The organism is Bradyrhizobium genomosp. I (2014) (assembly GCF_000261685.1).
In the GTDB taxonomy this organism is placed as follows: domain Bacteria; phylum Pseudomonadota; class Alphaproteobacteria; order Rhizobiales; family Xanthobacteraceae; genus Bradyrhizobium.
This window is the reverse complement of record NZ_AJQE01000349.1, coordinates 1-13208: the sequence shown is the minus strand read 5'-3', so window position 1 is coordinate 13208 and position 13208 is coordinate 1. Positions and strand designations below refer to the sequence as shown.

At 65.3% G+C, this 13208-nt stretch carries 15 protein-coding genes; 11 read left to right on the top strand and 4 right to left on the bottom strand.

Annotated elements, in window-relative coordinates; genetic code table 11:
• Nucleotides 1–48: 48 nt before the first annotated feature.
• From kdpB to IC50_RS31050, 3 genes are all read right to left on the bottom strand, one after another.
• Nucleotides 49–2166 (bottom strand): potassium-transporting ATPase subunit KdpB, encoded by a 2118-nt coding sequence (kdpB, locus tag IC50_RS31060; RefSeq protein ID WP_035714114.1) that lies wholly within the window; start codon nt 2164–2166, stop codon nt 49–51.
• A 24-nt stretch (nt 2167–2190) separates the two neighbouring features.
• Nucleotides 2191–3894 (bottom strand): potassium-transporting ATPase subunit KdpA, encoded by a 1704-nt coding sequence (gene kdpA, locus IC50_RS31055; protein WP_035714110.1) that lies wholly within the window; start codon nt 3892–3894, stop codon nt 2191–2193.
• 113 nt (nt 3895–4007) lie between these two features.
• Nucleotides 4008–4097: a K(+)-transporting ATPase subunit F gene (locus IC50_RS31050; protein WP_035698142.1), complete on the bottom strand. Its 90-nt coding sequence runs from the start codon at nt 4095–4097 to the stop codon at nt 4008–4010.
• 608 nt (nt 4098–4705) lie between these two features.
• On the opposite strand from IC50_RS31050, the gene IC50_RS31045 reads away from it, so the two are divergent.
• The 9 genes from IC50_RS31045 to IC50_RS31010 all read left to right on the top strand — a co-directional run bounded on the left by IC50_RS31045 (nt 4706) and on the right by IC50_RS31010 (nt 10272).
• Nucleotides 4706–5173 (top strand): hypothetical protein, encoded by a 468-nt coding sequence (locus IC50_RS31045; protein WP_035714106.1) that lies wholly within the window; start codon nt 4706–4708, stop codon nt 5171–5173.
• A gap of 12 nt (nt 5174–5185) precedes the next feature.
• Entirely contained in the window at nt 5186–5464 is a 279-nt protein-coding gene (locus IC50_RS31040; protein WP_035714101.1) for a hypothetical protein, read from the top strand.
• Between the two features lie 133 nt (nt 5465–5597).
• Nucleotides 5598–5852: a hypothetical protein gene (locus IC50_RS31035; protein WP_035714128.1), complete on the top strand. Its 255-nt coding sequence runs from the start codon at nt 5598–5600 to the stop codon at nt 5850–5852.
• Nucleotides 5853–5875: 23 nt separating this feature from the next.
• The gene (dapA, locus tag IC50_RS31030; protein ID WP_035714098.1) at nt 5876–6793 is read left to right on the top strand and encodes a 4-hydroxy-tetrahydrodipicolinate synthase; all 918 of its coding nucleotides are present in this window, start codon (nt 5876–5878) and stop codon (nt 6791–6793) included.
• Nucleotides 6794–6818: 25 nt separating this feature from the next.
• Nucleotides 6819–7340 carry a hypothetical protein gene (locus tag IC50_RS31025; RefSeq protein ID WP_244429683.1) on the top strand — a complete coding sequence of 174 codons (522 nt, stop codon included), beginning with the start codon at nt 6819–6821 and terminating at the stop codon, nt 7338–7340.
• On the top strand, nt 7328–7516 hold the full coding sequence (locus IC50_RS31020) for a hypothetical protein (RefSeq protein WP_035714094.1): 189 nt from the start codon (nt 7328–7330) through the stop codon (nt 7514–7516). The genes IC50_RS31025 and IC50_RS31020 overlap by 13 nt, the downstream gene beginning before the upstream one ends.
• 222 nt (nt 7517–7738) lie before the next feature.
• Nucleotides 7739–7867 (top strand): hypothetical protein, encoded by a 129-nt coding sequence (locus IC50_RS43785; RefSeq protein WP_271525126.1) that lies wholly within the window; start codon nt 7739–7741, stop codon nt 7865–7867.
• A 164-nt stretch (nt 7868–8031) separates the two neighbouring features.
• Nucleotides 8032–8667: a uracil phosphoribosyltransferase gene (gene upp, locus IC50_RS31015; protein ID WP_035714089.1), complete on the top strand. Its 636-nt coding sequence runs from the start codon at nt 8032–8034 to the stop codon at nt 8665–8667.
• A gap of 33 nt (nt 8668–8700) precedes the next feature.
• Nucleotides 8701–10272, top strand: a complete 1572-nt coding sequence (locus tag IC50_RS31010; protein ID WP_035714085.1) for an AMP-binding protein — start codon at nt 8701–8703, stop codon at nt 10270–10272.
• A 33-nt stretch (nt 10273–10305) separates the two neighbouring features.
• On the opposite strand, the gene IC50_RS31005 is transcribed toward IC50_RS31010, so the two are convergent.
• On the bottom strand, nt 10306–11472 hold the full coding sequence (locus tag IC50_RS31005) for an acyl-CoA dehydrogenase family protein (protein ID WP_035714080.1): 1167 nt from the start codon (nt 11470–11472) through the stop codon (nt 10306–10308).
• A 179-nt stretch (nt 11473–11651) separates the two neighbouring features.
• Between IC50_RS31005 and IC50_RS31000 the strand changes: the two genes are divergently transcribed.
• On the top strand, nt 11652–12155 hold the full coding sequence (locus IC50_RS31000; protein ID WP_333938160.1) for a MaoC family dehydratase: 504 nt from the start codon (nt 11652–11654) through the stop codon (nt 12153–12155).
• Nucleotides 12155–13006, top strand: coding sequence for an HpcH/HpaI aldolase/citrate lyase family protein (locus IC50_RS30995; RefSeq protein WP_035714120.1), 852 nt, complete (start codon nt 12155–12157; stop codon nt 13004–13006). The genes IC50_RS31000 and IC50_RS30995 overlap by 1 nt, the downstream gene beginning before the upstream one ends.
• Nucleotides 13007–13208: the final 202 nt, after the last annotated feature.

Here is a 13208-nt window from a genome sequence, read left to right as displayed (position 1 = left end):
CCACTACCCCATGGAATCTTCGTCGCTCCGCTCCTCGCAATGACGGGGTTAGGCCAGGTGCAAGGCGGTCACCACGAGGTCGATCGCCTTGATGCCGATGAAGGGAATGACGATGCCGCCAAGGCCGTAGATCAAGAGGTTGCGCCGAAGCAGAGCGCCGGCACCGACCGCGCGATAGGCGACGCCCTTCAGCGCCAGCGGGATCAGCGCAATGATGATCAGCGCGTTGAAGATGATCGCCGAAAGGATGGCGCTCTGCGGGCTCGACAGGTTCATGACGTTGAGCACGTTGAGCTGAGGGTAGAACGCCAGGAACATCGCCGGGATGATCGCAAAATACTTGGCGACGTCGTTGGCGATCGAGAACGTCGTCAGCGCACCGCGCGTCATCAGGAGCTGCTTGCCGATCTCGACCACCTCGATCAGCTTGGTCGGGTTGGAATCGAGGTCGACCATGTTGCCGGCTTCGCGCGCGGCCTGCGTGCCGGTGTTCATGGCGACGCCGACGTCGGCCTGGGCGAGCGCCGGCGCATCGTTGGTGCCGTCGCCGCACATCGCCACCAGCTTGCCCTTGGCCTGCTCGTCGCGGATCAGCTTGAGTTTGTCTTCGGGCGTTGCCTGCGCCAGGAAGTCGTCGACGCCGGCTTCCGCGGCGATGGCGGCAGCCGTCATCGGATTGTCGCCGGTGATCATGATAGTGCGGATGCCCATGCGGCGCAGCTCGGCGAAGCGCTCGCGGATACCGCCCTTGACGATGTCCTTGAGCTGGACGATCCCGAGCAGCTTGCCATCCTTGGCGACAGCCAGCGGCGTGCCGCCGGACTTCGACACGTCATCGGCAATGGCCTGGATCTCGCGACCGAGTTCGGAAAGCGCGGCAGGCTGCATCGAGCGCGCCGTGTTGCCGGAAGCGACCGCGGTCGGAGCGCCGCCGCCGACATAGTTCAGCATGGCATCGACCGCACCCTTGCGCACCGACGAGCCGCCGGCATCGACGCCGCTCATGCGGGTCTGCGCCGTGAACGGGATGAAGGTGGCCCCGAGCTCCGCCATGTCGCGGCCGCGGATGCCGTATTTCTCCTTCGCCAGCACGACGATGGAGCGGCCTTCCGGGGTCTCGTCGGCGAGCGAGGCGAGTTGGGCGGCATCGGCCAGCTCCTGCTCGGTCACTCCCCGGACGGGGCGGAACGCGGTCGCCTGCCGGTTGCCGAGCGTGATGGTGCCGGTCTTGTCGAGCAGCAGCGTGTCGACGTCTCCGGCGGCTTCGACCGCTCGGCCCGACATCGCCAGCACATTGAAGCGGACCAGGCGGTCCATGCCGGCGATGCCGATCGCCGACAGCAGCGCCCCGATCGTGGTCGGGATAAGTGTCACGAACAGCGCGACCAGCACGATCACCGAGATCGAGCCGCCGGCGTAGGCGGCGTAGCTCGGGATCGTCACGGTGGCGAACACGAAGATGATGGTGAGGCCGGCGAGCAGAATGTTGAGCGCGATCTCGTTCGGCGTCTTCTGCCGCTCGGCGCCCTCGACCAGCTTGATCATGCGGTCGATGAAGGTCGAGCCCTGGGCTGCCGTAATGCGGACGCGGATCCAGTCCGACAGCACCTGCGTGCCGCCGGTCACGGCCGAACGGTCGCCGCCGGATTCGCGGATCACGGGCGCCGACTCGCCGGTGATGGCGGCCTCGTTGACGGAGGCCACCCCCTCGATCACCTCGCCGTCGGACGGAATGGTATCGCCCGCCTCCACCAGCACGAGGTCGCCGACCCTCAGGCTCGTGCCCGGCACGAGCTTATAGTTCCGGCCCGAGCCGGCCAGGAGCTTGGCCTGGCTCTCGGTGCGGGTCTTGCGCAGCGTCTCGGCCTGCGCCTTGCCTCGGCCCTCGGCAACTGCTTCAGCGAGGTTGGCGAACAGCACGGTGAACCACAGCCAGAGGATGATCTGGAACGTGAATCCGAGATTTTCCCCGCCGGTCAGGAGATCGCGCAGGAAGATCACCGTGGTGAGCGCAGCGACGATCTCGACCACGAACATGACCGGGTTCTTGATCATGGCGCGCGGATCGAGCTTGGCGAAGGCCGCGCCGATCGCCGGCACCACGATCCTGGGATCCAGCATCGCCGAGACCGGCATGCGCTTGTTGGGTTTAGAAACTGGTTCCATGGAGGTCACTCCGAAAGAGCTGGATCAGAAGACGTTGCCGGCGTTCATCGCGAGCTGCTCGACGATCGGGCCGAGGGCGAGCGCCGGGAAAAAGGTCAGGCCGCCCATGATCAGGATCACGCCGACGACCAGGCCGACGAACAGGCCGCCGGTGGTCGGGAAGGTGCCCATCGACGGAGGGATCGACTTCTTCTGCGCGAGCGACCCTGCGATCGCCATCGCCGGCACGATCATCAGGAAGCGGCCGACGAACATCGCGGACGCGCCCGTCAGGTTGTAGAACAGCGTGTTGCCGGTGAGCCCCGCGAAGGCCGAGCCGTTGTTGCCGGTCTGCGAGGAGTAGGCATAAAGCACTTCCGAGAAGCCGTGCGGGCCGGCATTGGCCATCGAGGCGACGCCCGTGGGCAGCACGACGCCGACCGCGGTCCAGCCCAGGATCATCAGCGGCAGGATCAGGATCGCGAGCATCGCCATCTTGACCTCGCGCGCCTCGATCTTCTTGCCGACATATTCCGGCGTGCGGCCGACCATCAGGCCTGCGACGAAGATCGCGAGGATCACGAAGAGCAGCATGCCGTACATGCCGGCGCCGACGCCGCCGACGATGATCTCACCGAGCTGCATGTTGATCAGCGGGATCATGCCGCCGAGCGCAGTGAAGCTGTCATGCATGGCGTTGACGGCACCGCAGGACGCAGCGGTGGTGATCACAGCGAACAACGAGGACGCGACGATGCCGAAGCGCACTTCCTTGCCTTCCATGTTGCCGCCGGAAAGACCGAGCGCCTGCAACGTGGCCGTGCCATGCGCTTCCGCCCAGTAAGCAACCGCGACGCCGGCAACGAACAGCACGCCCATCACGGCGAGGATCGCCCCGCCCTGGCGCTGGTTGCCGACCATGCGTCCAAACACATTGGTGAGCGCGGCGCCGAGCGCGAAGATCGACAGCATCTGCACGAAATTCGACAGCGCGGTCGGGTTCTCGAAGGGATGGGAGGCATTGGCGTTGAAGAAGCCGCCGCCATTGGTCCCTAACATCTTGATCGCGACCTGCGAGGCGACCGGGCCGACCGCGATGGTCTGCCTGGCGCCTTCGAGCGTGGTGGCCTCGACATAGGCTCCGAGCGTCTGCGGCATGCCCTGCCAGACCAGGAACAGCGCGTAGACGATGCAGATCGGCAGCAGGATATAAAGGGTGCACCGGGTCACATCGACCCAGAAATTGCCGACGGTGCGCATCGAGGCGCGGGCAAAGCCGCGGATCAAGGCCACCGCGAGCACGATGCCGGTCGCAGCCGACAGGAAATTCTGGTGCGTGAGGCCGACCATCTGGGTCAGATAGGACAGCGTGCTCTCGCCGCCGTAGTTCTGCCAATTGGTGTTGGTGATGAAGGAGATCGCGGTGTTGAACGACAGATCTTCGGCGACGGCGGACTGCCCGGCCGGATTGAAGGGCAGCATGGCCTGGAGCCGCATCAGGCCGTAGATGATGAGGAAGCCGCCGACATGGAACAGCAGCATGGCGACGGTATAGGTCATCCAATGCTGCTCGCGCTTCTCGTCGACACCGGAGATCCAATATATGCCGGCCTCGATCGGGCGCAGGACGGGCGACAGGAACGTGCGCTCGCCATTGAACACGCGCGTCATGTACCAGCCGAGCGGCTTGGTCAGCGCGGCGACGATCAAACAATAGAGAATGATCTGGAACCAACCGATTACGGTCATGGCATCAACCCTTCAGGCTTTGCGTCCAGCGCAGCATCGGCAGGACCAGCGCAAGCAGGCCCGCGACGAGCACGGCGTCCGCCAGCAGCAATTCGACGAGCAGCAGCACGGCGTCAGAACCGCTCGGGCCGCAGCAGTGCGTAGGTGAGATAGATCAGGAGGCCGAACGAGACGGCGCCGGCGAGTGCATAATCGAAAATCATGGTCGCTCCGTCACAGCCGTTCGCAGGCGTAGGTGTAACCGATCGCGAGCGCGAAGAAGGCCGCGGCTAGCCCCAGCATCAGAATGTCCATCATGACGATACTCCTCGGTACGAGACGGTCTGCGGCATGACCCGTCCTTCGATCCCGGCGGCCGGCCCGCCACGAACGAATGCAATGCGCGCCGCTTCCGACCGGGAACTTGATGGCGATCAGGTGCCACCGCGCGCATAGGTTTTCGAGGTGAAGCCTACGGCGACGTTATAGGAATCTCATAAGGGCCGGCACGTCGCGGTGGGCGGCCACGTGACAATGACGATCCATTCCGGGCGGTCATCCGAGCAGGCAGCGCAGTGGCACCGCCCACCCACTTTCGCAGGCGATTGTTACGGCGGACAGCGGCCACGGTCTTTCAAAAAAGCCCTGCTTCCATAAGCGTCCGCCCGCGGCGAAGGCGATAGTTGAGGGGCTATTGCGCCTGGCCGGTAGGCTCCGTCCACTTACGAAATCCCTATATCTCTCGCCCGATCCCTATCTCGTTTTCAAATGCCCTCCAGGACATCTTTGTGAGGCCGGCCGACTGACCGACGCCAACCCCAGGAGGCCTGACATGATCGCCGCTCTCCGCCACTACGATCCCCCCTCACTCAGCGAGCGGCTGCGCGAGACACATGCGATGACGCGGCCGTTGATGATCGAGATCATCGAAACGGCCTGCCGGCGCGTCCCCTCGCTCGGCCAGAACGGCCGCACCGCACGCCTCTCGCACCTGATCGACGCCGAGGCATGGGCGGACGCGGCGCTGGTGCTGATCGAGCTGGAGCTGCCAATGTGGCGGGTCCGGTGCATCGCCTATGACGAGGGCGAGTGGCATTGCGCGCTGTCACGCGCGCGCGAATTGCCGGATTGGCTCGACACCGCGGTCGAGGCTTGCCATGGCGACCTTGCGATCGCGCTGCTGTCGGCGTTCGTTGAAGTCCAGGCACTCGCCGTGGAAGCGTCGCGGCCGAGCGTTCCCTCGGTTCGTCGGAGGCGGGACCCGCTTTACGAGCCGGTCGCCTGCGACAATTTCGGTTAGGGCAGTCAAGCCTTGCCGCAATCTCAGGACATACCGCGCACGTTGAGCCCGACGCGCGTTTTGTCTCGCTTTGCCGTCCGCATCGCGCTGCTATTGACCTTCGCCGCCTTCGGCAGCATCGGCTTCGGCCGAAGCCTCGCCGCCCTGCTCTGGATGTCGATCATCCTGTGTGCGCTCGTCGGCCTCCTCAAGCGCGAGCCGCTGTTGGGACCTGCGCTCAATCATTGGGACGAGGCTGTCGCCTTCGGCGCGCTGTTCGCTCTGGTCCACATCGCCAACGCCGTGGCCTGAGCGGTCGGCTTTATGACCTTCCTATGAGATCGTCGCCCACCCGCCCTCGAAATCATATTCGCGAGGCAGGATATTGAGCACGCAGGCGGGGACAATGAGTCCCAAGCCGGCGTCGTTCAGAAGGACCAAATCCGTGAAACTCGTCGAACCTCCCTCGTGCAGCTCGCCCTCGACCATCGTCTTCATCGGCCGCAATCACCGGGGACAATGGATCGCTCAGGAGCAGAACGGCCTCTATGGCGGCCTGTTCGTCAGCCGCGCCCAGGCGATCAAATATGCGCTGTTCGAGAACGGGCAGCATCCGGAAACCATCGTCGAGCTGCCGCGCGGGATCGAGCTCGACATGGGCAAGAGCCCCAATACCACCGTCGCGCAGCGCGCCGCCTGAGCCAGCGTCAACAGGGGAAAACCATGCTCATCCCTCCCGCTGCCTGGTTCACCGGATTCATTCCGGACCTGCCGACACCATTCGACGCGGCAGATGCCATCGATCTCAAGGCATTCGCTGCACTGTGCGAGCGACAGGTCGCGGCCGGCGTTCCCGCCATCGTGGTCTGCGAGACGGCCGGCGAGGCCCCGACGCTCTCACCGGCCGAGCAGGAGCTCGTCATTCGCACCGCGGTCGACGTCGCCCGCGGCCGGGTGCGGGTCATTGCTGGTGCGGTATCCAATGCAACCAGCCACGCCATCGAGCTCGCGCGGCGTGCGGAAGCGGCCGGCGCCGATGCCGTCATGTCGGTCGTGCCCGCCTACAACAAGCCGATCCAGGAGGGCATGCTCGCGCATTTCCGTGCCATCGCCGCTGCAATCGGACTTCCCGTGATCCTGCACGACAATCCCGCCCGCACGCTGCGCCCGCTCGCCGACGAGACGCTTCTGCGTCTGGCCGAGTCCCGCCAGTTCGTCGGCCTGCGCGATGGAGGTGGCGACATCGCCCGTCCGATGCGGCTGTCCCACAGCTTGCCGGCAAGTTTTCGCTTTCTCTCCGGCGGCGACTTCACCGCGTTCGCCTTCATCGCGGATGGCGGCGACGGCGCGATCTCGGAGGTCGCCAACATTGCCCCGGATCTCTGCCGCACGATCTTCTCGCATCTCAGGCAGGGCCGGCTGCAATCCGCCCGTTATCTGCACAAGCGCCTGATTCCGCTCATCGCCTGCCTGTCCAGGGAAGATCCGGCCGCGCTCAAATACGCACTCAACGTCCTTGGCCTGATGTCGGCCGCCACCAGGCTGCCGATCGTGCCGCTGGACGCAGCCGCGCAGAGAGGCGTGGTGCGCGCATTCGCTGCGATCGCCGACGAAGAATTGATCGACGGCGTCGGAGCCTGACGCGGCGAGGCCATCCGGAATTTGCATGCTCGACCTGGTCGATGGATCTCGCAGGCTGCTCCACGCCTGGAAACTGGCGCTGCTGCGCTTTGCCCTGACGCGGGATGAGTCCGACAGGCTCAACGTTGCAGCACTCGCGGCGGAGCTCGATCGCCTCGGAGGACGGCGCACCGCCCACGAGGCGTTCCACTTCTTCCGGCGAACCAGTTCCCGGCTCTGCGCGGCGATCAACGGGCAGTCACAGAACGCGGCGGACACCCTGGACCGATTCTGCAAGCAGATCGAGGAACCGCGACTGCGCCTCGCCTTCGCCGCAGCGGCCGGGATCACGCATTCGGATCCCGCGCCGTCTCAGGCCCCCGACCGAAGCGGAACCCCGAACTCTTCAGAGGGCTGCCGGCGCGACGATCAGCATCTCTATGACATTCCTATGCGGATGCGCCGGCGCTCATCTCGCAATCCTACGCAAGGAGGACATCATGAGCGGCAGATTGGAGCGGTCGCCTCGCTGCGCCAAGGACAAGGACTTCCCCGATGTCGATCATGACACATGGTTTCGACCGGCGCTTCGGGGCCGAACGCGCGGCGCGCATCTCCGAAGCGCGCAAGGCCCAGCTCAAGCGTATCGCGCTCCAGGTGCTCGGCCTGCTCTCGATGGGCAGCGTGCTCACCGCGCTGATCGCGCTGAGAATCGCAATCCATCTCTGGCATCTCCCCGCCTGACCGGCGGTGTTTGCTGCAGAGACTTTCCACTCTCGACGTCGAGAATCGGGGCAATCCGCTGGTCGCGCAGGCGGCACGATGGCTGGACGGAGTGAGGCGGCGTCCGGCACGCCTTGCGAGGTAACGACATGGTCGAGATCAAGATCATCACCCTCGTTGCGTTGATGGGTGCATTGCTGCTCGGCATGCGCCTCGCTGCCAACCCGACTTCGGACGGCTAGCATGCAGCCCTTCAAGGGAAATCTGAAGCAGGCGGTCACCGTGATCATTCTGACGATGACGCTGAGCCTGATCTGGGGCCGTATCCTGACGCTGGTGATCACGCTGGTGGCACGCGGGCTCGGGGTCTAGCTCGTCCGATCTCGCATGGCGATCGACCGCGAGCTGACCATAGCTGCCTATGAGGCGAGCAACCGCGCCCGCAGCGCGGTCGCGATGCCCCGTTAGGGAGCGTCGCCCACGGAAAGGTCTCGACCGATCTGGCGCAGCTTGATGGAACCGTGTAGAGCGGTTTCATGAGCACCAGCAGCGTCAACGTCGTCACCCATCCTCTGGTCCAGCACAAGCTCTCCCTGATGCGGGAGAAGGACCGATCGACCAAGAGCTTTCGCGAGATCCTGAACGAGATCGGGATGCTGCTCTGCTACGAGGTGACGCGTGACCTGCCGCTGGAGCTGGTCGAGATCGAGACGCCGATCGCGCCGATGCGGGCGCCCAAGATCGCCGGCAAGAAGCTCACGCTGGCGCCGATCCTGCGCGCCGGCGTCGGCTTCCTCGACGGCATGCTCGCCTTGATGCCTTCGGCGCGCATTGCCCATATCGGGCTCTACCGCGACCCCGAAACGTTGCAGGCCGTGGAATATTACTTCAAGGCACCGCAGGACCTGTCCGACCGCACCGTGATCCTGATGGACCCGATGCTGGCAACCGGCAACTCGGCCTGTGCCGGCGCGTCCCTGCTCAAGGCGCGCGGCGCCCGCGACATCCGTTTCGTCTGCCTTCTGGCCGCGCCCGAGGGCATCGCCCAGTTCCAGAGCGAGCATCCCGACGTGCCGATCTGGACCGCCGCGATCGACGAACGCCTCAACGACCACGGCTACATCGTGCCGGGCCTGGGCGATGCCGGCGACCGAATGTTCGGCACCAAGTAGACAGCCTGGCGCGATCGGGTTACTCCGCTTGTCATGAGCGCCAACGATTTTTCACTGCAATCGCTGATCCGCACTGAGGCCGCCGAACCTGCCTTCGTGTTCGACGGCACGCCGGTCTCGCGCACGGGGTTCTCGGAAAGAATCGAGCAGACCGCGGCCTGGCTCGCGGCGCAAGGCATCGGCAAGGGGGACGTGGTCGCGGTCTGGCTGGTCAACCGGATCGAATGGATCGCGTTGCTGTTCGCCGCCGCCCGCCTTGGCGCGGTCGTCGCTGCCGTCAACACGCGCTACCGCAGCGCGGAAGTCGCGCACCTGCTCAAGGTGTCCGGTGCCAGGCTGATGGTGGTCGAGGCCGCATTCCGCGCGATCGATTTTGCCGCCATCCTCGCCGATGTCGCCAGCGACGAGGTGCCCACGCTGCAAAAGCTTGCCGTGGTCGGCGCGGATGCGATCCCCGCGCACTGGCCCTGTGTGCGGTTCGACGCCTTCGACCGGTCCTATCCCCCCGCCCCCGCGGTTCAGGATGATGTCGACCTGCCGGTCCTGCTCTACACGACTTCGGGCACCACCAAGGGGCCGAAGCTCGTCGCGCATTCGCAGCGGACGCTGGCGACGCACGCCGCCTCCGTCGCCCACGCGCTCCAACTCGATCACCAGCGTCATTCGTTGCTGGCCATGCTGCCGTTCTGCGGCACCTTCGGCATGACGAGCCTGCTCGGCTTCATCGCAGCCGGCGCGACCATCCATATACTCGGCGCCTTCGAAGCGGCGCCGGCCCTGAAGATCCTCGCCGAGCACGGGATCACGCATTCCTTCGGCTCCGACGAGATGTTCCGGCGCATTCTCGCCCTCACCGATGCGCCACGCCCATTCCCGCATCTCGAGGTCTGCGGCTTCGCCGCGTTTCAGCCCGGCTGGCGCGAGCTGGCCGCGGAGGCCGAGACGCGCGGCATGAAGCTGTTCGGCCTGTACGGCTCGAGCGAGGTGCAGGCGCTGTTCTCGATCGCCCGCCGCGGCGATGCCTTCGCCGATCGCATCGAGGGCGGCGGCTGGCCGATGTCGCCGGACGCGAAACTCCGCGTCCGCGATGTCGAGACCGGCGAGCTTGCGGCCAGCGGCGTGTCCGGCGAGATCGAGATCAGCGCGCCGTCACGTTTCCTCGGCTATTTCAACAACCTCGATGCGACGCGCGAAGCGATCACCGCCGACGGATTCTTTCGCACCGGCGACATCGGCCGGCTGCGCGGCAACGGCTCCTTCGTCTACGAGACCCGCGCTGGCGATGCGATGCGGCTCGGCGGCTTCCTGGTCTCGCCGGGCGAGATCGAGGACGAGCTCAAATCGTGCACCGGCGTTGCCGACGCCCAGGTGGTTGCAGTCGACCTGAAGGGCCAGGCGCGCTGCGTCGCCTTCGTGATCCCGGCAGGGGAGCCGCCGCGGCAGGAAGCGCTCACGACGAGCCTGCGCGAGCGGCTCGCCGGCTACAAGGTGCCGGCGCGAATCTATATCGTGGACGCCTTCCCCGTCACCGACAGCGCCAACGGCGTGAAGATCCAGCGCGCCAGGCTTCGCGCCATGGCGATGGAGCGGATCGCCGCCGAATAGGCGGCCCATCTGGTTTGCGCCACAACACCCCGTTCAGTACGACTTCGCGAGCCCCAGCACCTTTTCCGCGATGAAGCTGAGCGCGAGTTGCGGGCTGACCGGCGCGATGCGCGGAATCAGCACTTCGCGCAAGTAGCGCTCGACGTGGAATTCCTTGGCATAGCCGAAGCCGCCATGGGTCATCACCGCCTGCTCGCAAGCCGAGAAGCCCGCTTCGCCCGCGAGATATTTCGCGGCATTGGCCGCGGCGCCGCAGGGCATGCCCTTGTCATATTGCCACGCCGCGGACATCACCATCAGCCAGGCCGCTTCGAGCTCGACCCAGTTCACCGCGAGCGGATGCTGGATGCCCTGGTTCTTGCCGATCGGACGATTGAACACGGTGCGGGTCTTGGCGTATTCGGTCGCGCGCGACAGCGCGAGCTTGCCGAGACCGACGGCTTCCGCAGCGATCAGGATACGCTCCGGATTCATCCCTTCGAGAATGTACTGGAAGCCCTTGCCTTCCTCGCCGATCCGATCCTCCATCGGAATCTCGAAATCCTCGAAGAACAGCTCGTTGGAATCGACGATCTTGCGGCCCATCTTCTCGATCTCATGGACCTTGATCCTGTTGCGGTCGAAATTGGTGTAGAACAGGCTGAGGCCGTGGGTGGGCGATCGCACCTCTTCCAGCGGCGTGGTGCGCGCCAGCAGCAGGATCTTGTGTGCGACCTGCGCGGTCGAGATCCACACCTTCTGGCCATTGACGATGTAGCGGTCGTTCTTGGCGACCGCACGGGTCTTGAGCTGCGTGGTGTTGAGACCGGTGTTGGGCTCGGTCACCGCAAAGCACGCCTTCTCGCGGCCCTCGACCATCGGCGGCAGCATGCGCTTGCGCTGCTCCTCGGTGCCGAACACGACGACGGGATTGAGCCCGAACACGTTGATGTGGACCGCGGAGGCGCCGGACATGCCGGCCCCCGACTCCGCGATGGTGCGCATCATGATCGCAGCCTCGGTGATGCCGAGCCCGGAGCCGCCATATTCTTCCGGCACGCAGATGCCGAGCCAGCCGGCGTCCGCCAGCGCCTTGTGGAAGTCGTGCGGGAAGCCGCCGTCGTGGTCCTTCTTCAGCCAGTAGGCATCGGGAAAGCCCTCGCAGATCTTGGCGATGGCGTCGCGAATGGCTTCCTGCTGATCGGTGAGCGCGAAATCCATGGTCTTGATCTCCTTCTTGGGAGCCGCGACCGCGCCATCTCCCTTCTTTCGCGTTCCCCACGCAAGGGCCGTGGCCGCTTGCTGCGCCCCGAGATGCCTTCGCCTGCGTTCTTTAGCTCGAAAAACCGCATACAGATACGTGAATTTGGCTATCAACTGTGTCTACCATGCATAGGGTCATGCGGCGCGAAGCTATGCGCGCGCCGTTATTTCGCAGGGAGGAAACCGCGATGGCCGGACTTTACTTCGAGGACTTTTCCGTGGGCCGGGAGTTCATGCATCCTTTGACCCGGACCGTCACGGAAATGGACAACACCATGTTCAGCCTGCTGACGCTCAACCCGCAGCCGCTGCACATCGACGCGCATTTCGCCGAGAAGACCGAGTTCGGCCAGCGCATTTTCAACAGCCTTTACACCCTCGGCATCATGATCGGCATGACGGTCTATGATACGACCCTGGGGACCACCGTCGCCAATCTCGGCATGACCGAGGTCACGTTTCCGAAGCCGGTCTTCCACGGCGACACCTTGCGGGCCACGACAAAGGTGCTCTCGATGCGCGAATCCAAATCGCGGCCCAGGGCCGGCATCGTCGAGTTCGAGCACCACGCGTACAACCAGAACGACGAGATCGTCGGCAAATGCCGCCGCATGGCGATGATGCACAAGAGGCCGGTCTGATGCGTTCGATGCTGTTCGTGCCGGGCGATTCCCCGCGCAAATTCAAAAAGGCGAGCGAAGGCAGGGCCGACGCGCTGATCATCGATCTCGAGGACTCCGTCGTCACCGAGAAGAAAGCGGAGGCGCGCGGGCTGACACTTGCCATGCTGAAGGGTCGCAGCAAGCCGCATCAACTCTACGTCCGCGTCAATGCGCTCGACACCGGCATAACGCTCGCCGATCTCGCCGCGGTGATGCCGGGCAGACCTGACGGCATCGTGTTGCCGAAATCGCAGGGCGGTGACGACGTGCGGCAGGTCGCGACCTGGCTCGAAGCCTTGGAAGCAGTAGCCGGCATCGCGATCGGCACGACTCGCATCGTCTGCGTCGCGACGGAGACCGCCGGCTCGATCTTCGGCCTCGGCAGCTACAAGGGCTGCTCCCCCCGCCTCGCCGGCCTGATGTGGGGCGCGGAGGATCTTTCGGCCTCGCTCGGCGCGACCGAGAAAGCCTCCGGCGGCGTGTTCCACAGCCCCTATCGTCTTGCGCGCGATCTCTGCCTGATGGCCGCGGCCGCGGCCGACGTCGCGCCGATCGACACGGTCTACACCGACATCGACAACCTCGCTGGCCTCGAGCAGGAGACGCGCGCGGCGCGGCGTGACGGTTTTTCGGCCAAGGCGCTGATCCATCCCAAGCACGTCGACATCGTCAACGCGGCCTTCGCGCCGACGGACACCGAGCGCACATGGGCGGAGAAGGTGGTCGCGGCGTTCGCCAGCAATCCCGATGCCGGCACGCTGCGGCTCGACGGCCAGATGATCGACAGACCGCACCTTCGCGCCGCGAGGAAGATCCTGGGCCAATCCTAGACCAGCACGCAGGCCTCGCCAGCTCGATCGGCTGCGCCCGAAGCTTCGACTTGAGGTTCCGGCCTCAGTCGAATCCCTGAACGGGCGGCGCCGAGGCTGGCGCCGGCACGGCAGGCGCGGCTTGAACCGGTGGGGTCGGATTGCCGGCAGCTCTCATCTGGCCGTTGGCTGCCATCACCTCGCGCGTGCGCGATGGGACGCT